This window comes from Modestobacter italicus (assembly GCF_000306785.1).
GTDB classification, from domain to species: domain Bacteria; phylum Actinomycetota; class Actinomycetes; order Mycobacteriales; family Geodermatophilaceae; genus Modestobacter; species Modestobacter italicus.
In genome coordinates, this window is the sequence record NC_017955.1 from 2,473,508 (window position 1) to 2,499,257 (window position 25,750).

At 73.1% G+C, this 25,750-nt stretch carries 18 protein-coding genes; 8 read left to right on the forward strand and 10 right to left on the reverse strand.

Features of this window, described 5'->3' with window-relative positions:
* The first annotated feature begins 202 nt into the window (after positions 1–202).
* From MODMU_RS12060 to MODMU_RS12070, 3 genes are all read left to right on the forward strand, one after another.
* Entirely contained in the window at positions 203–2,302 is a 2,100-nt protein-coding gene (locus MODMU_RS12060; RefSeq protein ID WP_014740528.1) for a M36 family metallopeptidase, read from the forward strand.
* A gap of 19 nt (positions 2,303–2,321) precedes the next feature.
* Entirely contained in the window at positions 2,322–4,058 is a 1,737-nt protein-coding gene (locus tag MODMU_RS27030) for a M20/M25/M40 family metallo-hydrolase (protein WP_014740529.1), read from the forward strand.
* A 139-nt stretch (positions 4,059–4,197) separates the two neighbouring features.
* Positions 4,198–5,049 (forward strand): AfsR/SARP family transcriptional regulator, encoded by an 852-nt coding sequence (locus tag MODMU_RS12070; RefSeq protein WP_014740530.1) that lies wholly within the window; start codon positions 4,198–4,200, stop codon positions 5,047–5,049.
* A gap of 10 nt (positions 5,050–5,059) precedes the next feature.
* Here MODMU_RS12070 and MODMU_RS29475 read toward each other — a convergent pair whose 3' ends face one another.
* Genes MODMU_RS29475 through MODMU_RS12090 form a run of 4 tightly spaced genes read right to left on the reverse strand, consistent with a single transcriptional unit; the run spans position 5,060 to position 9,733 of the window.
* A complete protein-coding gene (locus MODMU_RS29475; protein ID WP_014740531.1) occupies positions 5,060–6,940 on the reverse strand; it encodes a DNA/RNA non-specific endonuclease in 1,881 nt (626 codons plus the stop codon).
* Positions 6,941–6,952: 12 nt separating this feature from the next.
* Entirely contained in the window at positions 6,953–8,803 is a 1,851-nt protein-coding gene (locus MODMU_RS12080) for a peroxidase family protein (protein WP_014740532.1), read from the reverse strand.
* Positions 8,800–9,288 (reverse strand): hypothetical protein, encoded by a 489-nt coding sequence (locus tag MODMU_RS12085; protein WP_014740533.1) that lies wholly within the window; start codon positions 9,286–9,288, stop codon positions 8,800–8,802. Before MODMU_RS12085 ends, MODMU_RS12080 begins: the two co-directional genes overlap by 4 nt.
* A 34-nt stretch (positions 9,289–9,322) precedes the next feature.
* Positions 9,323–9,733: a hypothetical protein gene (locus tag MODMU_RS12090; protein ID WP_231851839.1), complete on the reverse strand. Its 411-nt coding sequence runs from the start codon at positions 9,731–9,733 to the stop codon at positions 9,323–9,325.
* 307 nt (positions 9,734–10,040) lie between these two features.
* On the opposite strand from MODMU_RS12090, the gene hemA reads away from it, so the two are divergent.
* The 4 genes from hemA to MODMU_RS12110 all read left to right on the forward strand — a co-directional run bounded on the left by hemA (position 10,041) and on the right by MODMU_RS12110 (position 13,671).
* The gene (gene hemA, locus MODMU_RS12095; protein ID WP_014740535.1) at positions 10,041–11,396 is read left to right on the forward strand and encodes a glutamyl-tRNA reductase; all 1,356 of its coding nucleotides are present in this window, start codon (positions 10,041–10,043) and stop codon (positions 11,394–11,396) included.
* Positions 11,393–12,250, forward strand: coding sequence for a hypothetical protein (locus MODMU_RS12100; RefSeq protein ID WP_014740536.1), 858 nt, complete (start codon positions 11,393–11,395; stop codon positions 12,248–12,250). The genes hemA and MODMU_RS12100 overlap by 4 nt, the downstream gene beginning before the upstream one ends.
* 217 nt (positions 12,251–12,467) lie before the next feature.
* Positions 12,468–13,340 (forward strand): leishmanolysin-related zinc metalloendopeptidase, encoded by an 873-nt coding sequence (locus MODMU_RS12105; protein ID WP_014740537.1) that lies wholly within the window; start codon positions 12,468–12,470, stop codon positions 13,338–13,340.
* Positions 13,341–13,347: 7 nt separating this feature from the next.
* Complete coding sequence (locus MODMU_RS12110) at positions 13,348–13,671, forward strand: hypothetical protein (RefSeq protein WP_014740538.1); 324 nt, start codon at positions 13,348–13,350, stop codon at positions 13,669–13,671.
* Positions 13,672–13,725: 54 nt separating this feature from the next.
* Here MODMU_RS12110 and MODMU_RS27035 read toward each other — a convergent pair whose 3' ends face one another.
* From MODMU_RS27035 to MODMU_RS12145, 6 genes are all read right to left on the reverse strand, one after another.
* Positions 13,726–15,711 carry a galactose oxidase-like domain-containing protein gene (locus MODMU_RS27035; RefSeq protein WP_166503473.1) on the reverse strand — a complete coding sequence of 662 codons (1,986 nt, stop codon included), beginning with the start codon at positions 15,709–15,711 and terminating at the stop codon, positions 13,726–13,728.
* A gap of 412 nt (positions 15,712–16,123) precedes the next feature.
* Positions 16,124–17,491 (reverse strand): alpha/beta hydrolase family protein, encoded by a 1,368-nt coding sequence (locus MODMU_RS12120; protein ID WP_014740540.1) that lies wholly within the window; start codon positions 17,489–17,491, stop codon positions 16,124–16,126.
* A 30-nt stretch (positions 17,492–17,521) separates the two neighbouring features.
* Positions 17,522–20,314, reverse strand: coding sequence for a S8 family peptidase (locus tag MODMU_RS12125; protein WP_014740541.1), 2,793 nt, complete (start codon positions 20,312–20,314; stop codon positions 17,522–17,524).
* 57 nt (positions 20,315–20,371) lie between these two features.
* Complete coding sequence (locus MODMU_RS12135) at positions 20,372–21,136, reverse strand: hypothetical protein (RefSeq protein ID WP_014740542.1); 765 nt, start codon at positions 21,134–21,136, stop codon at positions 20,372–20,374.
* The gene (locus MODMU_RS12140) at positions 21,133–22,521 is read right to left on the reverse strand and encodes a gluzincin family metallopeptidase (protein WP_014740543.1); all 1,389 of its coding nucleotides are present in this window, start codon (positions 22,519–22,521) and stop codon (positions 21,133–21,135) included. The genes MODMU_RS12135 and MODMU_RS12140 overlap by 4 nt, the downstream gene beginning before the upstream one ends.
* Before the next feature lie 318 nt (positions 22,522–22,839).
* Complete coding sequence (locus MODMU_RS12145) at positions 22,840–24,702, reverse strand: hypothetical protein (protein ID WP_014740545.1); 1,863 nt, start codon at positions 24,700–24,702, stop codon at positions 22,840–22,842.
* Between the two features lie 50 nt (positions 24,703–24,752).
* On the opposite strand from MODMU_RS12145, the gene MODMU_RS12150 reads away from it, so the two are divergent.
* Positions 24,753–25,667 (forward strand): alpha/beta fold hydrolase, encoded by a 915-nt coding sequence (locus MODMU_RS12150; protein WP_197537406.1) that lies wholly within the window; start codon positions 24,753–24,755, stop codon positions 25,665–25,667.
* The last annotated feature ends 83 nt before the right edge of the window (positions 25,668–25,750 follow it).

Here is a 25,750-nt window from a genome sequence, read left to right on the forward strand (position 1 = left end):
CTGCAGCGTTCCCCGTCTCCGTCCTGTGTCCCGCCGAGCTGTGACGCCGCCGTGACGCCGGTCGACGACCTTTCGGAGGGGAACGGGACACGGCCGGACCCGTCGCGCCTCCGTGCGACGTACCGGGACCGGACGGCGGTCCGCAGCAGCGCACCAGGTCGCCCATCGCCCCGCACGCGCCACACCACGGACAGGAGTCGGCATGACCACTCGCGACGTACCGCAGGACTTCCATGCGCTCTACGACACCGGCGCTCGCCGCGCACGCGGTGTCTCGCTGCCGGCGAGCGAGGCGGCCGAGACCGCCGAGACCGCCGGCCAGAGCCGGCTGGCCGCCGACGTCGGCGGCCTCCAGGTCGACTACGACGAGGCCACCGGTCTGCCCAACCGGGTCACCGGCCTGTCGCCGTCCGCACGTCTCTCACCGAGCGCGGAGGGATCGGCCGAAGAGGCGGTCGAGCGGTTCATCGCCGGGCGCGCCGATCTGTGGGGCCTCTCGCCGCAGGACGCGGCCGGCATCGAGATCGCGTCGGTGAGCGGGTCCCGGCTGCGCACCGCCCACCTGGTGCAACGGGTCGACGGCGTGGAGGTCTTCAACTCCGACGTCACGGCCGCGCTCACCCCCGCCAACGAGGTCGTCTCCGTGGCGGGCCAGTTCTTCCCCGGTGCGGCAACGGCAGGCCGTGCCCGTCGGACCGCCGGGACCACCGCCGAGGAGGCGGTCGCCGTCGCGGCCTTCGACCTGACGGGACAGCAGTACCCCGCGGCGTCCTTCGCCGTCGAGGAGGACGGGGAGGCGGACAGGGCAGGGGGCTACCGGACCTACCGGTTCGAAGAGCCCGCACCGGGCTCCCGGCCGCCGTTCGACCGTCCCGTGCGGGTCAAGGAGGTGCTGTTCCCGCTCGGGCAGGGGCAGTTCGTCCCTGCCTTCTACCTGGAGCTGTGGATCAGGACCCTCCCGGCCTTCAGCTACGTCGTCGACGCGGTCGGCGCCCCCGACGTGCTGTTCCGGCGGAACCTCCGCGCGGACGCGGCGTTCACGTACCGGGTGCACAACACCGGTGATGCCGTCTGCCGGCCGGAGGACGGGCCGGCGCCCGGCTCGCCGCACCCGACCGGCATCCCCGACGGGTTCCAGGCCCCGACCATCGACCAGCGGCTGGTCACGGTGGAGAGCCTCGACGGCCGCGACCCGTGGCTCCCCGCGGACGCGACGACCACCGCCGGCAACAACTGCGTGGCGTACGCGGACCTGGCCGGGCCCGACGGCCTCGGCCCCGGCGACGTCCTCGGTACCGTGACGGGGCCGCGCACCTTCGACCACGTCTACGACCACACGAAGCCGGCGAGCGACCCGACGAACCTGCAGTCGAGCGTGGTCGGCATGTTCTTCCACGTGAACTGGCTGCACGACCGCTGGTACGAGGCCGGGTTCGACGAGGCCGCCGGGAACGCCCAGCGGGACGACCTCGGACGGGGCGGGATCGGCGGGGACCCGGTCCTGGCCGAGGGCAACGACTTCAGCGGCACCGACAACGCGAACATGCAGACACCGGCGGACGGCGCCAGCCCCCGCATGCAGATGTTCGAGTTCCGCGGCGTCGCCCCGCGGCCCTCCCGCACCAGCAACTTCGAGGCCCTGATCACCTTCCACGAGATGGGTCACTACGTGACCAACCGCCTCGTCGGGAACGCCGCCGGGCTCCTCAACCGTCAGGGCGGGGCGATGGGGGAGGGCTGGGGCGACTTCTTCGCCATCTGCATGACCTCCCAGCCCAGCGACCCCTTCACGTCCGGGGTCTTCCCGGTCGGCGGCTGGACCGATCTGACGCCCACGTTCGACGACAACTACTACTTCTCGATCCGCCGGTACCCGTACTCGGTCGACCTGTCCAAGAACCCGCTGACGTTCCGGCACATCAGCAACGGCGTCGTCCTCCCGATCGGCCCGTCGCGCAACCCCGACGCCGGTGGCGCGAACAGCGAGGTGCACAACGCCGGCGAGGTCTGGTGTGCAGCCCTGTGGGAGGTGTTCGTCGACCTCGTCGTCGCGCACGGTCACGCGGAGGCGGAGCGGCGCGTGCTCGAGTACGTCATCGGCGGCCTCAAGCTGACGCCGTCTATGCCGACCTTCACGCAGGCCCGCGACGGGGTCCTCAGCGCCGTCAGCGCACTCGACCCCGGTGACCTGCCCGTCGTCTGGCAGGGGTTCGCCAAGCGCGGCATGGGCGTCGGCGCGGTGTCCCCGCCCTCGACGTCGACGTCCCTCGCCGGCGTGGTCGAGGACTTCACCACCCCCTGAGCCATCGGAGAGGCACGCCGTGAAGCTGATCCTGTTCGACCTCGGCCAGACCCTCGAGGACGGGGACGTGCTCCTCCCGGGCGCCCGGGAGGTGCTCGAGGCGATCTCCGCACTCCGCGACGGGAACGGAGCGGCCGCGCTGCTCGGGCTGGTCTCCGACTTCGACATGCCGACCGAGCCGTCGGAGGTCCCGGAGATCCAGCAGCGGTACCACGCGCTGCTCGACCACCTCGGCATCCGGCCGTTCTTCGAGCCGGTCGCCGAGCGGGTGACGTTGTCCACCGAGGTGGGCGCGTTCAAGCCCGACGAGGCGGTGTTCCGCGCGGCGGTCACGAAGGCCGATCCGGCGCTGGCGTTCTCCGACGTGCTCTTCGTGACCGAGAACCGCGGTCACGTCCTGGCCGCCCGGCGTCTCGGCCTGGCGGCCGCGCACCTGCGCGGGCCGGGTCAGACGGACGGCGAGGTGGACTCGCTCGCGGACCTCGTCCCGGTGGTGCGGGAGTTCGTCAGCGATGCGGGCGCCCAGGTGGCGACCGTCGTCGTGGTCGCCGCGGACGGTGACGCAGGAGCGGCGGCCGCGGCCGCCGGCCTGGCGTGGACGATGCTCGGCGAGGTCCTGGTGGTCACTGGCCCCGCTGCTCGCGTCCAGCAGTTCGTCGCCACGGCCGGCGCGGCGCCACCGGTGCCCTGCACCGTGGACCGGCAGCACCTGCGGCTGGTCATCCAGATCGGTCGGCTGTTCCAGGAGGAGCACCCCGAGGTGCCGGTGGTCGTCGACAAGGGGCGCTACCTCGTCGTCGCTCTCGAACCGGGTGCCGGCGCGCTCCTCGACCGACCCGAGGACGGTCACTACGCCGTCCGTCCGCTGCCCACCGACGCCGTGGTCTTCGCGCAGCGCGCCGCCGGGCCGCGGCAGGGGGCGGCTCCCGCGGTCGATCGCCGAGGTCCGGTCGCGGCTCTCTCGCGGGCGACCTTCGCGGCCGACCTGGGCACCCTGGCCGGCTCCCGCACCCGGCACTCGACGGGGGATGGGTTCCTCGCCGCCGTCGACTGGGCGCGGACCGAGTTGGCGGCGCACGGTTACGCCACCCAGGTGCAGACGCTGCCGGTGGGCGCCGGGACGACGCAGAACCTCATCGCCGACCGCCCAGGAGGTGCGGACGGGCGCGGCGTCGTGATCGTCACCGCCCACCTCGACTCGGTGAACCTGCGGGGCGGCCCGGCGGCGGCCGCGCCCGGCGCCGACGACAACGCCTCCGGTGCCGCCGGCGTGCTGGCGATCGGGCGGGCACTGGCCGGGCACACGGGCGGGCACGACCTGCGGCTGATCCTGTTCGGCGGCGAGGAGCAGGGGCTGATCGGCAGCCGTCACTACGTCGCCGGGCTCTCCCCGGCCGAGCGCGCCCGCATCCGGGCCGTGGTGAACATGGACATGATCGCCGGGCGCAACACCGACACACCGACGGTCCTGCTCGAGGGAGCGGCCGTGTCGCAGGAGGTCATCGACGCCCTGGCCGCGGTGGCTGCTGCACACACGTCGCTCGTCGTCCAGACGAGCCTCACCCCGTTCAACAGCGACCACGTGCCGTTCCTCGACCGGGGTGTCCCGACCGTCCTGACCATCGAGGGGGCAGACGGAGCCAATGCCAGGGTGCACACCGAGCTCGACACCGTGGAGTCGTGCGACGTCGACCTGGCACTGGAGATCCTGCGGATGAACGTCGCCTTCGTCGCGCAGGTCCTCGACGAGCGCTGAGTCCACCCGCCCTCCACCGCCCGGGCCGACCGGACGTCCCGGCGTCGGTCGACACCGCACGTATCACCGTCCCCGAGCGGGGCTCCTACGAGCAGGGCCCGGGGTGCAGCTCCGGACCAGGGTGTCGAGGGGGCGTGACATGGGTTCCACCACGGCGCGACTGGACCTGCTGGGCGGGTTCAGGCTCCAGGTCAGCGGTGCGCACCCGCGCGCTGCGGCGGACGACCTGCCCAGGGGAGTGCAGCGGCTGGTCGCGCACCTGGGTCTGTCCCACCGTCCGGCGCGCTCCGCCGTCGCCGGCCTCCTGTGGCCCGAGGTCCCCGAGTCCCAGGCCCAGGGCAGTCTGCGTTCGGCCCTCTGGCGGCTGCAGAAGATGGCGCCGGGGGTCATCGAGGTGTCCGGCGGGGTGCTCGCGCTGGCGCCCGCCGTCCGGGTCGACGTCCGGGAGTTCGACGTGTGGGCGCACGCCTCGATCGACCCGCGGGTCGACGTCGACCGGTCCGTGCTGGCCGAGGTCGGCCTGTCCGGGGAGCTCCTGCCGGGCTGGTACGACGACTGGGTGCTGCTGGAGCGCGACCGGCTGCGCCAGCTGCGCCTGCACGCCCTGGAGGCCCTGGCCGACAAGCTGACCGCGGTCGGGCGCCATGGGGAGGCGCTGCAGGCGGCGCACGCCGCCGTCCGGGCCGAACCGCTCAGGGAGACCGCCCGCCGAGCGCTCATGCGCATCCAGCTCGCGCAGGGCAACGTCGCGGAGGCCCTTCGCACCTACGAGTCCTTCCGTCGGTACCTCTTCGACGAGCTGGGCGTCGCCCCGTCGTCGCAGATGGACGACCTGGTCGCGGGCATCCGCCGTCCACGGCGGGTCCCCGCGCTGGTGTCGGTGCCCAGCGGCGGTGCGTCGGCGGCCCACCGCACCGGCTGGACCGTCGGGTCCCAGGACGTGTCGTCAGGCAGCGGTAGGTCCGGGCACGTCGCCCGGGGACGGCAGTGAGCGGTCGCGATCACCAGCGGATGTCGTCGGTCCCCTCCAGCGGCGCCCGGCGATCCAGCGCCTCCGGCACGGTGAGTGTGTCGGCGTCCCTGAGGACGTCCGGGAACCGCAGTCCGGTGCGCTCCTCGAGCTCGCGTACCGCGGTCTGGAAGACCCGGAACTCGTCGAGCTCCAGGGCCTCGAGCTGGTCGAGGCCCTGGGTCAGCAGGAACGCGCGGGCGCGGAGCGTCCCGCCCTCGCGGAAGACGAGCACCTTCCAGTACTCGCGCGGCAGCTGCACCCCGCGGTAGACGCGGTCGTCGTCCTGGAAGACCGGCCCACCGAACACGCTGATCCGCAGGTCCTCCACGTCGACGTCGGCGAAGACGGCGTCCTCCAACCGACCCCACACACCGGCGCGGGCGCTCTGGTTGAAGTCGTCCATCTGCGGCGTGATGTTGGTGAAGAAGAAGGAGTCGGTGTTGGCCTTCTTCGCGACCGGGAGGCTGCCCCAGAGCAGGTCCGCGCGCCGGGCCAGGTGTCCCCGGTCGAGGTCGTTGTCCGAGTAGAGCTCGTCACCGACCTGGAGGTCCTCGGGTATCCGGGGGTCCTTGACGAACTTGATGCCCTTGCGGCTCAGCTCCTTCAGGGCACCCCCGTCGACGTTCCACGCCACCCAGGACGCGAACCGCCGTGAGGCCCGCACCTGCAGGGAGAAGTGGGTGTGCCGGACGACCTGCTGACCGTCGACGGTGGCGGCCACGTCGTCGCGCAGGGAGGCGCCGGGCACCGGGACGTCGATCCGCACGCCGAGGAAGTCCCTGTCGTAGCCGCCGGGCTCCTCGATCTCCTGCACGGTAGGGGGGCGGAGCGAGATCGCGAGCTTCTCGAAGACCGAGGCCGGGAGACACGCCAGCGCGTGGTCGTCGGGGCTGGTGTCGCTCTCCCCGCCGAAGTGCAGACCGGCCACGACCGTCTGGGTCCGGCCGGCCCGGGTGAACATCCACAGTGAACCGGAATCGCCGCCGCGGCTGATCTGGAGGGCGGCCGCCGGTTGATCGGGATCGGGCCCGATCTCGAAGCAGCCGATGGCCCGGACGCCCACGGTGCCGCCGTAGTCGAGCTCGACGATGGTGTCGACCCGCCGCACGACGCCGTGGGTGACACCCGTCGTGCGCCCGGACTTGACGACGGTGTCGCCCAGCTCGGGTTCGCCCAACTGGTCCGGCACCACGTCCAGCTCGATGGTGGCGGGGTCGAACTCGCGGTCCTCGATGCTGGCGACGGCGCAGTCCCCGGCGATGCCCAGGTGCGAGCGGACGAGGCGGCCCAGCCGGTTGCGGTCGGTGCGGTTGTCGTCGTGCGTCCCGGGCTGCACGACGTCGTCGCCCAGCGCACCGTCCGGGCCGTGCAGGACGTGCCAGTTGCTCAGGACGTACGGCGTGCCGTCGGCCCGGTCGTAGACGATGCCGCCGAGGGTGCCCGCGCTGACGTGCACGTTCCCCACGCTGACGCCGGGGACGACGGGGTCGATCCGGGCCTTGCGCTGCACCGGGACCGGCTCGGGCACCACCTTGAAGGCGGGCTCGTACCGCCGCTCGAGGACGTCCGTGGGGACCTCCACCCCGTCGACCGTGATCGACCTCGGTACCGCGGCGGTACCCAGCGCTCGGAGCGCGTCCGGCGCCGAGCGCTTCTCGTTGACGGTGAACTGCACGGAGAGCTCCGGCGTCCGCCGACCGTCGGTCACCTTGTAGCCGATGCCGATGGAGGTGATGTTCGGGTCCCGCAGGTAGTCCTCACCCTTGGTCCGGATGAACTGCCGCAGCGCGGCGAGCAGGTCCTGCTCCCTGGCGTTGCCGTCCCTTCCTGTGTCCTCGGCGGACGTCGCGGACGCCTCATCGGCAGGCATGGCCGGTCCTCCCTACGGTGTCGTTGCTGCGGCGGTCGCGCCGGGACGCTGCCACGGCTGGAAGGCGTTGGGCGCCGAGCGCATGGCCGGCCGCAGCTCCGGGTGGTGCCGCAGGATCACCGACGTCATCGTGGTGTCGGCCAGCCACCGCATCCCGGCGGCGGTGTACACCGCCGGGGTGAAGTCCTCGGTGAGGAACCGGTCGCTGTCCAGCCGGCGGGATGCCATGACGATGAAGATCCGGAACGCCGTGTCGCTGAACGCGAAGCCCTCCGGTCGGCGCTCGGCGAACAGCCCGACCATCAGGTCCACCTTCTCGATGTCTCCGCCGTAGACCCGGGACATCTCGGAGGCGAGCTCGGCGTCGCCGGTGAGCTCCTCGAAGCCGGCCGGGGCCCGGAGCCGCAACTGCCGCCGGAACTCGCAGTACCGGGGGACGCCGAGCTCCCGGTGCCGCAGGATGTCGACGGCGGCCAGGTCCATGACCTGCCCGTCCGGCCGTACGAACTGCTGCAGGGACGCCGGGAAGTTGTGCAGGGTCACCAGCCCGGGGTGCTCGGTGCCGAGTGAGTACAGGAAGTCGGCCATCGGCAGCGTCTCCAGCAACGCCAGCGACTTCGGCCCGGACAGCTCCTGCAGCGAGTACGGCTCCTCCCGGAAGCGCCGGTCGTCGGTGTGCGACCGCAGGTCGAACAGGTCGGGGACCAGGGGGTGCATCCGGTAGACGGCGGCGAACTCCTCGGTCAGGGAGTAGGGCACCCCGTACCCCCGCATCGGTGATCCCGGGATGCCGCTGATCACCTCGCTGTCGCTCAGCCGGCCGAATGCGGTGCCCAGCCGCTCACCGGCCAGCCCCCACCAGTTCGCCCGCATGGCGACGACCGTCGCCGGGTGGCTGATCACGGCCGGCGTCCACTCCACCGTGTGGATCTTGGCGATCAGCGCGGCGATGACCAGCCGCGCCCGTTGGAAGAGCTCCTCGTCGCCCCAGTTCGGGAAGCTGTCCGCCAGCATGTCGCACACGGCGTTGTGCTCCCGGGTGAACAGGGTCTGCAGGGGGACCAGCCCGAGCCAGAACCCCGGCTCCGCCATCGTCGGGTGGTCGCTCTTCGGCGTCGGCAGCATCCCGTTGGCCTCGACGCGGAGCCGGCCGCCCTCGAAGGTCCGGGCCTCGCGCTGGTGCTCCGGCGTGCTGCCGTAGATCTGGGAGGCGTCCCACCAGTGGGTGCTGGTGTTCAGCGACGTCCTCGGGGACCGGCCGGCATCCGGCCGCGTCGGGTCCTCGGGCGTGCGCATGACGAGCATGGGTCGCTCCGGCCACGGGTCGTCCTCGGCCAGCTCGATCCGCCACGGGTCCTCGGTGGGGCTCTTCCCGTGGCTGAACCAGTCCCGGATCATCCACTGCAGCCACGGCGCGACCAGTGCGTTGACCGAGGTGGCGGGGATGAGCCCGTGGCGGGTCATCAGCTGCCGGCTGACCTCCCGCGGGCTCGGTTCGACGACCTCGGCCCGCGTCGGCCGGCCGGCCGACGCGAGGGGGAGGTTCCGCCCGAACCGGGTGCCGGCCATCCCCGCGGACGGTGCGTCGAGCTGGTTCCAGCTCCCGTCCGTGGTCCGCTGGGTCAGGACGTCCGGGTCGAACGGCGGGACGACGGGGGGCAGGGTGGTGGGCACTGCGCTGGTGTCGACCAGGTTGTGCCGACGCAGCGAGTCGCGCAGGCCGCTGAGCACGACCAGGGCGAGCGGCAGGGGCAGCCGGTCCCAGCCGCGACGCCGGTCCACGACACCGGCCGCCGCGCGGTAGACCCGCCACGGCAGCGAGCTCCGGTGGCCGCCCCGCGGGTCGGGCTCCCTCTCGGTCATGAGTCGCGCCTCCTCAGGATCCCGTGCCGGAGCGGTGGCCCCGCAGGAGGTGAGGTCCACCGGGGCTCACGCATCGAGCAGCCCGGGCCGGAGCGCCGTGCCCCCGACTGGTCCGGCCGCGAGGCCAGGGTCACCAACGCCAGTGCGAGGTTGACCGCCGAGATGGCGGTGACCACGGCGCCGGCCCGCGGGGACAGGTCTCCCCGACGCCGGGCCAGCAGCGCAGCGACCGTGTCGCTGCCGTGCACGACCGGGGCCACCAGCTCCGCGTGCTGCCGTCGGGAGCTGCTGGTCGACAGCAGGTCGGCGCCGATCAGCACGGTCCGGATCCCGAACATCCGCAACGGGTAGCGCATGGCCGGCTGGCTGGCCGGGTCGATGCCCAGCCGGCGGATGACGAGGTCGGGGACGAGCAGACCTGCCGATCCCATGGTGAGCCGGACCCCGGCGAGCAGCACCCGGGTGATGTCCGTGGGTGACGTCATCGGAGTCCCCTCCTCAGTGGCGGACGAGGTGGCCTCACGGCTGCTGCTGACGCAACGCGAACCAGCCGACCCGGCGCCTCCACGTCCACACGACACCGAGGTAGAGGCTCGGGGACACGAGCCGGACCTCGTCGCGGACCATGTGCGCCACCCGGGAGGTCGTCGAGTAGTCGATGAGGACGCACCGCTTGCCGTCGACCCAGCTGCGGTCGTGGCAGAGCAGGGCCCGGATCGCGCGCGTCCGCAGCGGGCCGACGACGTTCCTCAGCGACCGGCCCGAGCTCTCGGTCTGCTTGCCCTGCCAGACGAGCAGCCGGACCAGCCGGGCGAGAGGTCCGCAGACCGGGCTCCCCGGGAACAGCAGGGCTGTGCCGGGGAGGCGTCCGCGCGGGACCTCGCCTGCGGGGCTGCGACGGAACAGCGCGTCCAGCTCGCGGTTCGACATGCGCCTCAGGGCCGGTTCGTCGAGGGCCACGGACGAGACGGTGTGGGCGGTTCGAGACGTCACAGCGGTCTCCGGGGGAGGGGTGCGGCCGTGTGGGGCGGCAGGTCGGTGCTCGGTCGACCCCCTGGTGGGGTCACGGGCACCACTGTCCGGTCCTGGCGTCACCAGACCGTCACGGGCACGACGTCTGGCGCGGGCACGACGGTGACGACGAGGTGACGCGTGCCCGCGACGGTGGCAGCGGCGTCGTGGCCTGCGCACGCGCTCGTACCGGAGGCACGACGACCCCGACTGGACGGTCACCGCGATGACGATCGTGAACATCGGCCTGTCCCATCGGACGGCGCCGACGGAGCTGCTCGAGGAGCTCGCCGTCCCCGCTGCGCTGCTCGGCGCGATGCTGGCCCGGCTGCACGCCGTCCCGACCATCGACGAGGTGGCGGTGCTGTCCACCTGCAACAGGATCGAGGTCTACGCCGTCACCCGGGGTCCGGCGGAACCGCTGACGCAGACCGTCGCCGGACTCCTGGCCGAACGCGGGGGACTGCCGGTCGGTGAGATCGCGCGGATCGCGTGCGTCCACGTCGATGCCGCCGCCGTCGAGCACGTGTTCGCGGTCGCGTGCGGGCTCGACTCGATGGCCGTCGGCGAGGACCAGATCACCGCGCAGGTCAGGGCGGCGGCCCGGGCGGCCGCCGAGGCGCGGACCAGCGGTCCGGTCCTCACGGGCCTGCTGGATGCGGCGCTGCGGGTCAGCAAGCGGGCGCGGACGCAGACGACGATCAGCACGGCCGGCATATCCCTCGTCCGGGCCGGCCTCGACCTGGCCGATGCGCACCTCGGTGGACTCGCGACCCGGTCCGCGGTGGTCCTGGGAAGCGGCAGCGTGGGCCGGCTCGCGGCCCGGTTGCTGCGGGAAGCCGGAGTCGGGCGGCTGTCGGTGGCCGGGCGCAGCGAGGCCAGCACGGCCGAGGTGGCCGCGGCATGCCACGGCTCGGCGCTGCGGCCGGTCGACCTGCCCGGGGCGCTCGCCCACTCGGACCTGCTGGTCGCGGCCACGGGGAGCGTCGTGCCGGTGGTGCGGGCCGAGCCGGTTCGGGCAGCCCGGGAACGGACCGGCGACCGGCCGCTGCTCGTGCTCGACCTGGGCATGCCACCTGACGTGGAGCCGGCCGTCGGCGGGCTGGCCGGTGTCACCCTCGTGGACCTCGACGCGATCGGTCGGCACCTGACGGAGCAGGAGGTACCGGCGGACGTCCCCCGGGTCCGTGCCATCGTCACCGCCGAGGTCATCTCCTACCTGCGGCGGCAGGAGGAAGCGGCCGCCGCGCCGTTCATCGGAGCGATGCACGCACAGGTCAGGGAACTGGCCGAGACCGAGCTGCGCCGCCTGCACCGCCGGCTCCCGGGCCTGACCGAACAGGAGCGGGCAGAGACGGCTGCGACCGTCTACCGCATCCTCCGCACGTTCCTGCACCGGCCGGCGGTCCGCGCCAGGGAGCTGGCGGCTGGACCGGAGGGAGCGGTCCACCTCGACGCACTCCGAGCGCTCTTCGACCCGACGGTGGACGAGGCTGCCTCGGCCCTGACGTATCACCGGGCGTCCCACGCCGCTCTACCCGGCACACCATCTCTCGACAGGGGACCAGCGTGGCGACAGTGACGAAGGACGTGTTCGCCGAGCGCGGGTCGGTCCCGCCGCCGGAACTCACGCCTCCTGCGTCGGCGAGTGCCGCGGCACCCGCGGGGCAGGTCGAGCTCTTCACGGACGCGAAGAGCGGCCTCTGGGCGGCCGCCACGACTGCCTTCTGCGTGGCCGCCGCTGCCGCGGGCAACCTCGCGCTGCTCGCCGCCAGCCTCGGCAGCGCGGCCGCACCGACGACCGCGTGGCGTCTGGGTGACGCGCTGGTGTGGGGCCTGGCCGCGGGAGCCCCGCTGGGGGTGATCGTCGGTCTGCTGCGGCTCGTCCTTCCCGTGGCGAGCTGGTCGGACATGCGGCAGCGGTGGGGCGCCTCCCTCGTCGTCGCCGGCGTTGCCACGGCGGCCGGCTGCATGTTCGTCACCCTGCTGTACGGCGTCGCGTGGCGATCGGCCGTGGGCAGTCTGCCGTTCGCCTGGCAGCCCGTCGTGGGCCTGACCATGAGCGCTGTCGCCATGGCGAGCTTCGGGGGCTTCTACCTCGCCTCCCGCCGGTCCCGGGTCGGCTTCGCCGCCAGCTTCGTGCTGACGTTCTTCGTCCTGCTCAGCTTCATGCTGACCCTCGACGGCCTGGCACGTGTCGTCGCGGGTTCGGACGCCGGCGACGGAGCCGAGGCCGCCGCCGAGGTCGTCCAGGACCTGTTGTCGGACTTCCGGAACTCCGTTGCCCTGATCGTGGCCTTCTACTTCGGGACGGATGCCGCTGTCTCCGTCGTCAAGATGTTCCGGACGTCCGGGCGCGACCCGGAGGACATCGCCCGGCTCGACCGTGACCTGGCGGTCCCGCACCCCGGGCGACCCGGTGAGCACGCTGTCTGAGGAACCGGCGACGACCCGCCGTCCGCGAGGCCTCCTGGACCAGCCGGTCGGCCCGCGGAGCAGCGGAGACGGCCGTGACGCAGCGGTGACGGAGTCCGAGGAACGTGCGTCACCACACGGCCGGTCGGGGAGCGCGAGCGCTCTCGGACGAGCCGCCACGCATCCACAACCGGCCCCGGGCAGGTCGTCCGGGCCCCCAGCCGACCGGAGAACAGGAATGGCCGACTACGAGGTCTACCGAGCGCGAGCCGACGAGGCACGCGCGGAGGCGCTGGCCGCGACGACATCACCGTTCACCATCGAGGTCCGCTTCCTCGGTGGGCTCACCTCAGCGCAGCAGGAGGCGTTCACCGCGGCCGCCGACCGCTGGACGCGCATCATCGTCGGAGACCTCCCCGACGTCCTCGTCGACCAGGAGATCATCGACGACCTGGTCATCATCGCCCAGGGCGTCCCGATCGACGGTCCGGGCAAGATCCTCGGGCAGGCCGGTCCGACCCACGTCCGGCCGGAGGCGGCCGGCGCGGCGGCGCTCATCCCGGTCAAGGGCATCATGTCGTTCGACACGGACGACCTGGCCAAGATGGAGTCCGACGGGACGCTCCACGACGTCATCGCGCACGAGATGGGTCACGTGCTGGGTCTGGGCACCATCTGGGACCTGAAGGGGCTGCTCGAGGACGGCGGTACGGCCAACCCCACCTTCATCGGCGACGGTGCCATGCAGGAGTTCGGCCTGCTGCAGGGCGCCGGGGGACCGAAACCGGTGCCGGTGGAGAACACCGGTGGGCCCGGCACCGCGGACGGACACTGGCGGGAGACCGTCTTCCGGAACGAGCTGATGACGGGCTTCGTCGGCCAGGCAGGGAACCCGTTGAGCCGGATGACGGCGGCCAGCTTCGGCGATCTGGGGTACCAGGTCGACCTGGATGCCGCCGAGGCGTTCGAGCTCCCGGACCTGTTCGCGCTGGCTGTGGAGGGCGCGCTCGTCGCGCACACCGCCCCGACCGACGTGGGCATGGTGCTGCCCGTCATCCCGATCGTCCTGCCCGCCGGCAGCCTCCAGTCCGGCTCGGCCGGTCGCGGCTGACGTCCCCGTGGCCGGTGAGGGGCGGCGCGGCGAGGACGACCCGGACGCTGAGGTGGTGCTCCGGCCGGAGATCGTCGTCCTGGATGACCAGGCGCTCGTCCCTGCGGGGAACGTCGTCCGGCCGCCACCGACCCGGTTCACCCACGAACTGGTGGTCGACGAGCCCTATCACCTGGACCGACCTGACCGCGCCGCCGAACCCGATGGGGTCATGAGGGCGGGGACGCGCGTGGCCCTCCTGCACCAGGGCCGTGACCACTGCCGTGTCGCCGATGGCAGGGGCCTCGCCGTCGAGGTGCGCCGGGCCAGTCTGCGGGAGCTGCCGACGTGAGCGACGGACTCCGGGTGGCTGTCGAGCCGCCCCCGGTGAGCGTCCCGCGGACGGTCACGTGTCCTCGTAGCGGCGCACGGACAGCGACCAGCCACGGTCGGTCTTCCTGACCGGACCGGTCACGCGGACCGGCAGGCCGTCGGCGTCGCGTCGCCTCCACTGCTCGACGAGCCGCTGGTGGGCGGTGCGTTCGTGCTCGCCGGCGTACCGGGGATGCCGGGTCCCCAGGTCCCAGGCGAGCTCCTGACCGCGCTGCAGCGCCTCGAGCCGCACGGGTCCGGAGACGTCCGGCGCTGCGAGGTGCAGTTCGCCGTCCGCCTCGACGACGGTGCCGGCGAGTTCCACCTCCACGCCACGGAACGCGTAGCTGCCGTTGGCCCAGTGGGCGAACTGTTCCCGCCACCGCTCCAGATCCGGCAGGCCCGGTCCACTGAGGTAGACCGTCGCGGTGGAGTCCGCGGTATCGGCGACAGGGCGGACCGCGGCCACTCCGTCCAGCCTGCTCAGGGCCTCGTAGGCGCCGCCCCAGCAGGCCCCCAGTCCGTACGGGCACTGTGCGGTCAGCCCGACCGTCACCCGGCTGCCGGCGAACTCCTGCTGGGCCTCCCGGTCCCAGTCCTGCAGGGCGTCCCCGCCGCCGAGGAGGGGCTGCGACCTCGCGCCGGCCGGCGCTCCGGTGGTCCCGGCCACCGCAGCTGGTCCTCCGGCCGCTCCGGCGGTGTCCGCGGTGGCGGGCCCGATGCGGAGCACGTGCGCGATCGAGGGGACCCCCGCCGTGCTGAGGACGAAGAGCATGTGGTGCCCGGGCGGGCAGGACTCGGGCCCCGGAGGGGCGGTGACCCGGAGGACACCACCCTGAGCGGTGAAGGTGAGCGAGTTGAACCGCTGGCCGCTGTTGAAGGCGTGCGTCACCGACGACAGCCGGACGAGGGTCACCGCGCCGATGTCGGGCCCGTCCACCTCGACGGTCGAGGTGCCGCCGTACGCGAGCTCGTCGGGGGCGTCGTCGATCCGGGGCCGCGGGCCTCGGAACAGGTACGGAGGACGGAAGACCTGGCCGTCGCGGTGGGTGTCGGCGGGGGCGTTCTGGCTGCCGCCCACCATCCACTCACCGCCGCCGGCGCTCAGGACCGTCGCGTCCGGGAGCAGCAGGGCAGTGGAGTGGTAGCAGCGGTCGACGTCCTCCGCGGCCAGGGTCGTCCACGTGCCCGACGTCGGGTCCCAGAGCTCGGCAGCGTGCACCGGCCTGCCCGGTGACACGTCGTTGAAGCCGGGCCCGCCCGTTCCTCCGGTCACGAGGACCGTGCCGTCGGCGAGGATCGTCGCGTTGTGCTGGCGCCGGCGGAACCGCATGCTCGCGACCGGGTGCCACGCAGGAGGGGTGGCGTCGAGGTCGATGGCGTCGGTCCCTGCGCTGGGCAGGTCGGTGTGGGCGTCGTTCCCGCCGCCGGTGTAGAGGACCTTCCCCGGCTCGTACGCCACTGCCGGGCCGTACTGGCGTTCCCCGTTCGGACGTACTCCGCCCGGCTCGGGGAGCCTGGTCCAGTGCCCGGTCCCGTGGGTGTCGAGCAGGTGGGTGGCGGCGTTGGACCCGGACATGAGGACGCGGCCGTCCGGCGCGACGTGCACCCGGGGGTACAGGGGCAGCGCGACGAAGTGGGCGATGCTCTGCCACTGCGTCCCGTCCCAGACCTGCGGGACGTGGTTGATGACGTCGTGGTGCCCGTCGGAGAAGCTGCCCGACAGCACCAGCACCCTCCCGTCGGGAAGGGACGTCGCCGTGGGGTACCACCTGCCGCTGTTCATCTCCGGCAGCGCGGTCCAGGAGTCGTCCGCCGGGTCGAAGACGCATGCCTGGTTGACGCCGTCCCCGTCCCGCAGGTGTCCTCCTACGACGAGGAGCCTGCCGTCGGGGAGGAACGCGTGACCGGAGCAGAAGAGGTTCACCGTCTCGCCGTCCGCCCGCGCCGGCGGACGTGTCGCGGTGAACGTCTCCGTACCCGGTGTCCACACGTGCGGAGTGCAGGTGTGCTCGTGCATGGAGCCACCCGGGTGGTCTCGGCGACCCCAGAACAGCACCTTCCCGTTCGGCAGCAGATGCGCGTGTACCGCCACGTTGGGCATGGGGAGGACGGGATCCCAACGACCGCTGTGCTGCGCGGACGGATCCTCGCCGGCCGCCTCCGGGGAGGTGGGTGACGTGTCCCGTTCTCCTGCCGCTGTCGTCGGGTGCACGGTCGCGATCTCCTCTCGCCGAGGACACGTGACCGTTGCGGTTCGTGTGCTCGTCGGGACAGCCGGCGATCGGTCATCGTGGGCCGTCCGATCGTCGCGCGACGACGTCACCGACCTGTCACCGCGGCATCACCTCTGCCGGTCGGGGGTCGAGACCTGCCCCACGGTGGTGGACGGCGAGCGCACCGCTCGTCGACGTCCGGTGGGCAGGTGGGTCTCAGACCAGCGAGCTCGCGGACAGCACCACCCAGGTGAGCTCGGGGTGGACGATGTCGCTGTGCGCTCCGCTGGGCGGCCCACCGCGCCGGACGACCTCGCCGGCGTCGATGTTGAGGATCCGGTCGGGGGAGAAGCGGTAGGTCGTCCCGGGTCCCACCGGCTGGATGCCGTCGAGGGCCACGTCGGCGTTCTGCGCGCCGTCCGCCCCCATCCCGCCCCACCGGTAGAGGGCGCTCATCCCGGCCGCTGCGTCGTCCCGGGCGGCGAGTGAGGCCAGCGGGTACAGGGTGCCGACTGCGCTGTCGTGCTCGGAGAAGCAGACCGTCACCGGTCCGTCGACCCGTCGTTGCATGCCGGCCAGGGCGCCGCGCCGGCCGGCATCGAAGGGCAGCGGATCGGCGAAGGCGAAGTGGGAGAAGGCTCCCTGCAGCAGGGTCAGGGACCGGACCGGCGACGGTGAGGTGTCCGGCAGGCCCGCCAGCGCGTTGGCCACCAGACGCGCGCCGAAGCTGTGGCCGATGAGGTGGACGCGCAGTTCCGGCGCCGCCCGGTGCAGCTCCCCGAGGAGCGGGCCGAGGCCCTCGCGGCCCACGACGCCCGCCCGGTTCTTCATCTGCCAGTACGTGGCCTGGCGCAGGGCCTCCTTCGCGCCGTTCCAGACGCCGCGCAACGCGTCACCGATCCCCGCCTCGCCGCCCTCCTCGCCGGGGAGCTGCACCCCCGTGCGGCGCAGCGCGTCGCGGAAGCGACCGAAGAGCTCGGCAGGCCCGTCTCCCAGCATGCGCGGCTCGACGGACGGCTCGGTCTCGCCGTCGCTGTCCGGCGTGCCGGCCAGCCGCGAGAACTCCTTCAACTGCTGGAGGAACTCCGCCTGCGCCTCGTCCGTCGGTGGGCCCGCGAGCAGCGCAGCCATGCGGTCCAGCGCCACGCCGGCCGTGGGGAAGGTCGCGTGCAGGTCCGCCAGCGTCCGCTCGTCGAGGGTCGGTGAGGACACCGGGGTGGGTGGGTCCACGTGGGCGCCGGCCGACGCTGCGCCGTCGGGACCGGCCCCGACGGCCGCGGGCGACGGGGCGAAGTCCGGGATCGGCTCGTCGGCCCACCGTCGCGACGGCCAGACGACACCCGCCAGCCCGACGTCCCCCCGTCGCTCCGCGGGCAGCTGGCCGGCGAGCAGACCGAAGAACCCCGCGTAGAGCCGGCGGGCGACGGACCGGTCGTTGTTCCACCCGTGGGAGAAGACGAAGAGGTCGGCGATCCCGCCCGCTGGGACCTCCGCCAGCAGTGCGTCCCGGCCCGTGGCGTCCGCGTCGCCCTCGGCGTCGAAGGTGACCTGCCAGAACGGCAGTCCGCCCATGCGTTCGGCCATGGCGTCTCCTCCTGTCCTCTCGTGTCGGCGTCAGATGTCCTGCTGGAGGGCCCGCATCAGGTCGAGCAGGCCGGCGCCCTGGAAGTCCCTGCCCCGACCGAGGTCGGTGGCCGAGTCGACGAAGATCCGTTTGATCCGTTCCGGTTCGCCGATGAACTCGCGCCGGACGGACAGCAGTGCGGCGATCGCCCCGGAGACGTGCGGCGCGGCCATGCTCGTCCCGGTGGACTCGACGTACACCGCCGTGTCGGGTGCGCGGTCGGTGCCGAGGACGGCGGCGAGGTTCGCGCCGGCGGCGCACGAGGTGATGCGCTCGCCCGGGGCGACCAGGTCGGGCTTGTCCCGCCCGTCGCCGGTGGGGCCCTTGGAGGAGTAGTACGACACCCCGTACGTGTGCGGGGCGCTGCGATGGGTCGAGCCCACGGTGATGGCCAGCGCCGCGTTGCCGGGGTCGTTGATCGTCATCCCCAGGCCGAACTTCGTCGGCGCCTCGAGCATGACGGTCAGCGACCCGTAGCCGGAGTTCCCCGCCGCGACCACGACCACGACGCCCGTGCGCACCAGCCGGTTGACCTCCTGGCAGAGCGGGCTCCGCCCGCAGGCGAACCAGCGGGGGTCGAACTCGTAGCCGACGCTGAGGTTCACCCCGTGGATCCGCATGCCGTCGACACCGTCCCCGTTGACCTCCCGGACGTAGGCGAGCGCCTGCATCACCCGGTGCACGCGGTTCTGCAGCGTTCCGCCCCCACCGAGGACCTTGAGGCTGACCAGCCTCGCCCGGGGCGCCATCCCGGCGAGCAGCTGCGGGTCGTCGACCGGGCGCGGTCGCCGCATGGGCTGGTCGGGGTTCTCGACGTTGTAGCGGCTCTCCGTCGCGTAGACCGCTCGCCCCGGCTTCTCCGCCAGCCACGGCGCCGCGGCCCCGGCGATGATGCCCGCCACGTGGGTGCCGTGGCCGGTGTCGTCGGTCAGCGCGCCCTCCGCCGTGGGCGTCCCGCCGAGCGGGAAGGCGCGGTGCAGGTCGCGCACGGAGTCGTGGGTGAGCGTCTCGTGGGCGGCGAAGTGCGGATGGTCCGCGTCGACCCCCGAGTCGATCACCGCCCAGGTGATGCCCCGCCCGTCGGCGTCGAAGGAGTTGCGCGCGGCGTCCACCTTGATGGTCACGCTCGAGGCGTCGACGTGCTCGCGCACCGGGAAGTCCGGCCACACGTGGTGGATGCTGCGGCTGACGAGGCGGGCCGGCACCGCATCGGCGGCGACGAGGCGCTCGATCTCGCGCATCGAGAGCTCGCCGGCCGTGTAGCGCCCGGCGAGCCGCGCAGGCGGGACGTCTCCGGTGACCCGCTGCCACAGGCGCTCCAGCCGTTCGAACGCCGCCGTCACGCCAGCATGGAACTGCAGGTTCAGCTCGACCATGACGGGCACCGGCTCGTTCTCGTCCTCGCTGAACCCCAGGTCCCGGCGCGAGGCCGGATCCCGCAACGGTGCGGAGATCACACCGGCCACCACCAGCGGCGGCGCCGCGTCCCGGCCGCCTCCTGGCTCAGGTCGGCTGCGGAGGGAACGCTGGTCGGCCTCTCCTGGGTCCGCCAGCCGATGCCGGGCGCCCGCGACAGCCGCGGTGCCGGCTGGGCTGAGCGCCAAGGTCTCCTGGCCGGTGGTCAGGCCGGCAAGACGCAGCCCGTCGAGGGCGTCGGCGACCGCGACGTGCCAGCGCGGTCGGTCGGCGAGACCCTCGTAGTCACGGTCCGGAGGCGCGAACTGGTCGGCGAAACGCAGAGCGACCTCCTCGGTCACCGCCTCGACCGTGGCATCGGTGTCCGGCGGCAGCTCCTCCAGCGCGACCAGGGCGCGGTCGGCCCAGGTCCCTGCCGCTGCCCCGCCTCCGGAGAGAGGAGTCCTCGGGCTCGGGACCGCCGGCCCGAGCGGCTCGGGGGACGCCGGTGCGGAGCGGTCCCCACCCCCGGCGACCCCCTGCAGTCTGTCGTCGGGCAGCACGACGGGGGTCGTGAGCAGCAGGATCCCGTGCTCGGTCGGGGCTGCGGGTGGCACCGTCTCGCCGCCCACGGCCAGCGCCCGGAGGTCGGGGAGCGCGTAGTGCTCGGCCGCGTCGACGTCGACCTGGTAGCCGAGATCGCCGAGGCTCGCCAGCGTCAGGCGGCTCAGGGGGTTGCCGGCCGCCCTCATGGAGCCGGTCATGAGCTCGTCGCGGAAGACGCTCTCGCGCCAGTGGGCGTCGCGGGTCCCCGGTTCCCCGGTGTTCTCGACCGGAACCGGCTGCCCGACCCCGGTACCCAGGAGGGCGCCGAACTCCTCCTGCGCACCGGCACCGGTGAAGGTGGGATCGGACGAACCGGCGCCCTGCAGCAGGCGCTTGAGGTCCCAGATCGTGCCCATGCCGAGCACGTGACCCATCGCGTGGGCGATCACGTCGTGCAGCGTGCCGTCGGCCTCCATCCGGGCGAGGTCGGCGGTGGCGAAGGACATGATCCCCTTGGCCGGCAGGAAGGCCGCAGCGCCCGCCCCTGCGGGCCTGACGTGGGTCGGGCCGGCCTCCCCGAGATACCGGCCAGGGCCGTCGACGGTGACGCCCTGGGCGAGGACGAGCAGGTCGTCGATCACCTCACCGTCGACCAGCACAGCGGGCAGGTCACCGACGACCATCCTGGTCCAGCGGTCGGCCGCGGCGGCGAACGCCTCCCGCTGCACGCCGGTCAGCCCACCGAGGAAACGGACCTCGATGGTGAACGGCGAGTCCCCTCCGGCGAGGGCCTGCGCGTGCTCGGCGTCGGCGCGCGCCACGTGGATCTCACGGCTGGCCACGGACGGCCCTCTGCGGCACGAGCTGCGCGACGGCAGCCACCGGACTGCACGCTCCCGTCATCCCGCGACGAGGTGCGCGGATCGGACGAGGTGCTCGAGGACCTGGCGGGTCTTCGTCTCCGTCACCGGCGGGACGGTGAGGCCGAGCGAGCCGACGAACCCGGCCAGGGCCCGCTGCCTCTGCAGCGCGTCACCGGGGTCGGCGACGACGGAGAGCTCGAGGAAGTCCAGGTCGTCGACGGTCCACCGTTCGGCCCGGACCCCGAGCCCGGCCGGCGCCGTCTCGACCCGCTTCCACCGTCTCGCGGTCACCGGTGGCAGCACGGTGAGCGCGTCCGGGTCGACCCGGGCGTCGCAGCAGTCGTGCAGGAAGTCGAGCTGGTCGTCGAGGAACAGCGAGCGGACCGGCGCGCCGTCGGCGGCGGCGGCGATGACGTCCCCCGGGCGGTCGGCGGTCATCGACACCGCGAGCACGTGCTTGTCGCCGGCCCAGTCGGCCTCGACCTCCAGCTCCCAGCCGTTGCCCTTGGTCGCGGTCGGCCACGGGCCGCTGAGCTGGGATCGGCGGCAGGGACGCAGCTTGATGGTCGTGTCGTCCGGTTCGCCGGGTCTGCGGCGTGCCCGCAGGACCACTCCCAGGTCCAGCAGCGGGGTGGTGGGCCCGACCGCCGCCGTGACGTCCTCGCAGAAGTAGATCCGCCAGGTGGGCTGGTCCGGCGCCAGCTCCAGCGTCTGGACCGCCTGGTCCACCCGGTCCCCGGCGAGGGTCAGTTTGATCTCGACGCCGTCCAGCCGCGTGGCCGGCGCCGGGTCGGTGCTCATCGACGGGCCGCCGGCGCGACCTCGACCGCCGCGGCGTGACCCCGGGGTCTCGGGATGAGGTCGTCGGCGGCGACGACCCGTCTCGTGGCGTCCGAGACGTCGGCCGGGTCGGCCGTCCGGAGGCCGCAGTCCTCGAGCTTGCGCGGCCGGAGCAGCAGCGAGTCCGGCACGGGGGAGATCTCCCGCCAGGCGAAGCTGTCCCGGATGATCTGCTGGTTGTCCCCGTCGGTGAGCTCGCGGTCGGCGCGGACCAGCCCGCGCAGGACCTCGTGGTAGGTCAGGAAGTCGGGGGAGAGCTGTCCCCAGGTCGTCGCGAGCAGCCGGCCGGTGGCGTCCCGGGCCTCCAGCAGGGCGTTCGTGAACTCCTCCTCCGCCCCGGTGTAGGCGGCGGTGAACTGACGCTGGATCTCGTCCGGGTCCAGGCCCACCGTGTCACTCGGGATGTTGTTGGAGGCGTCCCGCAGGTCCTGGGTGATCAACCCCCGCGCGACCAGTGCCTTCTGGAAGATCTCGACCATCGTGTCGAAGACCGCGCCGGTCAGCGGCAGCGAGCGGACATGGGGCGCCTGGCCGACGTCGGACATCCGCTTGCTGTTCAGTGCGACGCGGATCTCCCGGCTGTCGGACAGCTCGCCGACGCGGTCGAGGCCGTTGACGGTGAGCAGGTTGCCCTTGGTCTCGGTGAGCAGCTGGTCGACGAACGAGCGGAAGTGCAGCAGGGCGATGATCGCGGTCAGGTCACCGCAGGACTCCTGGAAGCCGCCGTAGTCGATCCCCGCGTCCAGCGGGCTGCTCGGCACCCCGACCTCGGAGAAGATGATGCTGTGCCCCAGCTCGTGGGCGAGGACGTCGAAGTTCTCGCAGAACGGCCGGGTGTGGTCGATGGTCCCGGTCACGGTGCGGCCGAAACCGAACTCGAGGAACCCGAAGCCCGACTGGGCGTTGTCCCACTCGATGAGCGGGATGAGCTCGAGCCTCGCGAAGTCCGACTCGAAGCTCCAGTCGATCCGGTGGCCGAAGTAGTCCTGCCAGATGTCGAGGACACGGCGGACGGTCGCGTACATCGTGGCGGCGGAGAACTCCCGGCTGTCCGGGTCCAGATGGGTGAAGTGCCCGTCCTCGCCCGGCTGCACCGGTGGGCGCTGCAGCCCGCGCCAGGGCGGCCCGGTGAACTGCTTGTAGGGCAACTTGCCGATCGCGTCCACGACGAACATGCGGTCGTCGGCAGGGCCCGGCTGGATGTCGGCGGGGGGCACGGAGACGGCCACCGTCTCCGGCGTCGGGAACAGCGGGGTGCCGTCGGTCCGGCGGAGGAAGCGGGGCTGCGGGAACAGCAGGAAGCGGGTTCCCGTCCTCATCAGCTGTTCGTCGAGCTGCAGGGACATGGCGGGACTCCTCCGGGTGCGCGGCCGTGCGGGGCATGTGTCGGCGACTGTCCGCAGCCGTCGTCACGGTGCCGTCACTCCGGTGTCACTGGGTCGCCAGGGCCTCGGGCGCCCCGGAGCGGGGTCAGAGGGTCCAGCTGACGGGCGCGCGGGGGTCGGGGAAGTAACCGCAGTAGGTACCGGTGCGGATGGTGCGGTCGAGATGCTGAGCGAGGAGGGGATGGCGCTCGCCGAGCCGTGCCATCGCCTGGCGGACGGCCCGGGTCACGCTGACGCGGGCGCGTTCGGATGCGGACGCCGCTCGTCGGGGACGGCCGCTCAAGCCGAACGCGCGCGCGAGTTCTCCGACGAGGAAGCCGCGTTCGGTCTCGGCCTGCCGACCCGGTGGGCGTCCCCGACGGCGCGCGCCTCGTCGATGTCGTCGTCGATCTCGGCGAGTCGGCGGCGGTAGGCGTCCTTGGCCCGTGCGTCGAGCATCTCGCCGGCGTCGCCGAGCAGCGAGCGGGGCACGCCCGCCGCGCGGCCTCTGTCGGGCCGCCTCCCGCGGTCCTCCGCTGCGGCCACGAGCTCGAGGACGTGGTGCTCCCGACCCGGGTCCGCCAGGAGACGCGCCAGATGGTGCATGCCCTTGAGGTCACGCACGTGGACGGTGGAGCCGTCGAACACCACGGTCCAGTAGTCGCCCTCATGTCGGAAGACGCCGGCGCCCACGGCCGGGTACTCGTCGCCCGCCCCGTTCTCCGATGGCACCACCGACGGCGCGGCCCGGACAGCAGCGAACACGACCTGGGCCGAACGGCGCTCGAGGGCGGCGCGGTGTTCGTTGCCGCTCGCGGTGTGGGCGTCGGCCAGGGTCGTGCGGGCCACGGCCGTCTCGTACGGCGCGCCGATCTGGCTCCAGAGCCGCACCGCCTCGGTCGAGGCCAGCTCAGCCCCGACCGCATCCCCGTCGGCGAGCCGCATCCTCGCCCGGGCGAGGGCGGCCCCGGCAGCCAGCGCCGTGCTGCCGTAGCGGGCCGCCGTGACCTCCAGCTCGGCGGCGGCCGATCGCGCCCGGTCGACGTCGCCGGCGGCGAGCTCGGTCAGGACCTGCGCCTCGAGCAGCGGGACGCGCTGCAGGTCGTTGTCCGGTGGTCGTTCCTTCCACGGCAGCCGGACGGGGTGGGCGAGCGCGTCCCGGATCGCGGCAGCCGCCGTGGCCACGTCGCCCTGTGCGAGACGGACCAGCGAGAGACCGGGTTGGGGGTCCCACCCGGCGCGGTGGGCGGCGAGCAGCGCCTCCTCCGCACCCTCGACGTCCCCCCGGTGCAGGCGGATGCGGCCGAGCTCGGTCAACGGCCATCCCAGCTCGCGTCCCAGGTAAGGGCGGAGCTCCTCGCAGGCGATGAGGGCCTCCGCCTCGGCTTCGGCGCACGCTCCACGGAGCCGGAGGATCTCGGCGCGGTGCACCCGGCAGCGACCGTGCAGGCTCCCGGTGGCGTCGGTCTGGCTCCATCGCTCCATCGCCTCGGTCCACTGCTCGGCCAGGTCGTACTGCGCCAGCCCCTGGAGGGCGCACACGACCTCGCAGTAGACGACCCCCGTCGACAGTGGGTCGAGTTCGCCGGAGACGGTGGACACCCCGGCCTGCTCCAGGAGCGACAGGCCCTGCTGCACGTCGCCGTCCAGGATGAGGAGGCGGGCCTCTGCCACCCGCCCGATCGCGCACGCCGCCGGATCGCAGGCCGAGCCCACGTCGATGGCCTGCCGCGCCCAGGGCCGGGCTCCGGTCAGGTCCCCGCTCAGCATCCGCTCGTAAGCCCGGACGACGCCCAGCCACGCGTGGACCGGGGACGTGGTCCTGCCCGCGAGGAGCTCGTCGGCGCGGGCCGACCACCCACGCACCGGTGCCATGAGGGCGGTGTCGAAGAGGAGGTGCATCGCGACACGGACGGCTGCCCCAGCCGCCGCGTCCAGGTCCCCGGCCTGGAGGTACGTGGCGTACGCCCGTTCCCAGACCTCGATGGTCACGTCCAGCCGGCCCGCCGCGTAGGCCACCTCGGCCAGCAGCGGGAGGTCGGCGGCGGTCAGCACGCCCTCCGCGTCGGCCCCCGTCAGGAGGTCGAACGCCTCTGCCCAGTCGCCGCCGGCCACGGCGGACCGTGCGCGCTCGACCGGACCGAGGTCAGGGGCACCGCTCATGGGATCCCTCCCCAGCCGTGCCGGGAGGACCGGTCGCCCAGCGCCGGGAGGTGACCGCCGGGGTCACCGCGGTAACAGTGTCGCTCACGCCCCTCGGGTGGGCCACGAGTTCCGGTCCGGACCAGCAGACCCGAGGAGGAGTCATGCAACGACTGAGTGTCAACGGTGTCGAACTGGACTACGAGGTGACGGGCTCCGGCGAACCCGTCCTGCTGATCAGCTCCGTCCTGGCTGACGGCCTTCTGCCGCTCGTCGCACAGCCGGCGCTGGCTGATCGGTACCAGGTGATCCGATACCACAGGCGGGGCTGGGTCGGCAGCACCCACACCCCGCCGCCGGTGGGCGTCGCGGACCACGCCGCCGATGCCGCGGGGATCCTCGACCACCTGGGACTGGCGCGCGCTCACGTCGCCGGTCACTCGACCGGCGCGGTCATCGCCACCCAGCTGGCGCTCGACGATCCTGAGATCGCGGAGACCTTGCTGCTGTTGGAGCCGTTCGTGCTCTCGGTGCCCAGCGGTGCGGCCGTCCTCCAGCAGGCTGGACCCGCGTTCGAGGCGTACGGCAGGGGAGACCACGAAGGAGCGTGGGCCGCCTTCCTGACGGCCGCGAGCGGCCTGGAATGGTCGACGTGCCGGGCCGTGCTGGAGGAGCGAGTACCCGGTGTGGTGGCGCAGGCGGTCAAGGACGCCGACACCTGCTTCGGCGTCGAGCTGCCCGCCATGGCCGAGTGGGCGTTCGGCCCCGAACAGGCAGGCGCCGTCAGGTGTCCCGTGCTGTCCGTGCTGGGCGCCGCCACCCTGCCGTTCTTCGTGGAGGTCGCCGCCCTGCTCCGCTCGTCCGTGCCGGACCTCGAGGAGCGCACCATCGAGGGGGTCGGCCATCTCCTGCACCTGCAGCGACCGGAGCCGGTCGCCCGCGCGATGGGTGACTTCCTGAGTGGGCACCCCATGGCCCGCGGATGACGCGGAGTCCGGGGCCACGCCCGGCGGCAGGGCCTCTGCTCACGTGAGGTCTCCGAGGGGAACCCGAGGGGTGATCCGCTCCG

Excerpts from the sequence above, each read along its gene's own strand:
- MODMU_RS12090 (WP_231851839.1), bottom strand. The coding sequence starts at position 9,733 with ATGTCGAACCGCGAGCTGGACGCGCTGTTCCGTCGCAGCCCCGCAGGC.
- MODMU_RS12140 (WP_014740543.1), bottom strand. The coding sequence starts at position 22,521 with ATGTCCCTGCAGCTCGACGAACAGCTGATGAGGACGGGAACCCGCTTC.
- MODMU_RS12070 (WP_014740530.1), top strand. The coding sequence starts at position 4,198 with ATGGGTTCCACCACGGCGCGACTGGACCTGCTGGGCGGGTTCAGGCTC.
- hemA (WP_014740535.1), top strand. The coding sequence starts at position 10,041 with ATGACGATCGTGAACATCGGCCTGTCCCATCGGACGGCGCCGACGGAG.
- MODMU_RS29475 (WP_014740531.1), bottom strand. The coding sequence starts at position 6,940 with ATGCCTGCCGATGAGGCGTCCGCGACGTCCGCCGAGGACACAGGAAGG.
- MODMU_RS12080 (WP_014740532.1), bottom strand. The coding sequence starts at position 8,803 with ATGACCGAGAGGGAGCCCGACCCGCGGGGCGGCCACCGGAGCTCGCTG.
- MODMU_RS12120 (WP_014740540.1), bottom strand. The coding sequence starts at position 17,491 with ATGGCCGAACGCATGGGCGGACTGCCGTTCTGGCAGGTCACCTTCGAC.
- MODMU_RS12060 (WP_014740528.1), top strand. The coding sequence starts at position 203 with ATGACCACTCGCGACGTACCGCAGGACTTCCATGCGCTCTACGACACC.
- MODMU_RS27035 (WP_166503473.1), bottom strand. The coding sequence starts at position 15,711 with ATGCACGAGCACACCTGCACTCCGCACGTGTGGACACCGGGTACGGAG.
- MODMU_RS12135 (WP_014740542.1), bottom strand. The coding sequence starts at position 21,136 with ATGAGCACCGACCCGGCGCCGGCCACGCGGCTGGACGGCGTCGAGATC.
- MODMU_RS12105 (WP_014740537.1), top strand. The coding sequence starts at position 12,468 with ATGGCCGACTACGAGGTCTACCGAGCGCGAGCCGACGAGGCACGCGCG.
- MODMU_RS12145 (WP_014740545.1), bottom strand. The coding sequence starts at position 24,702 with ATGAGCGGTGCCCCTGACCTCGGTCCGGTCGAGCGCGCACGGTCCGCC.
- MODMU_RS12085 (WP_014740533.1), bottom strand. The coding sequence starts at position 9,288 with ATGACGTCACCCACGGACATCACCCGGGTGCTGCTCGCCGGGGTCCGG.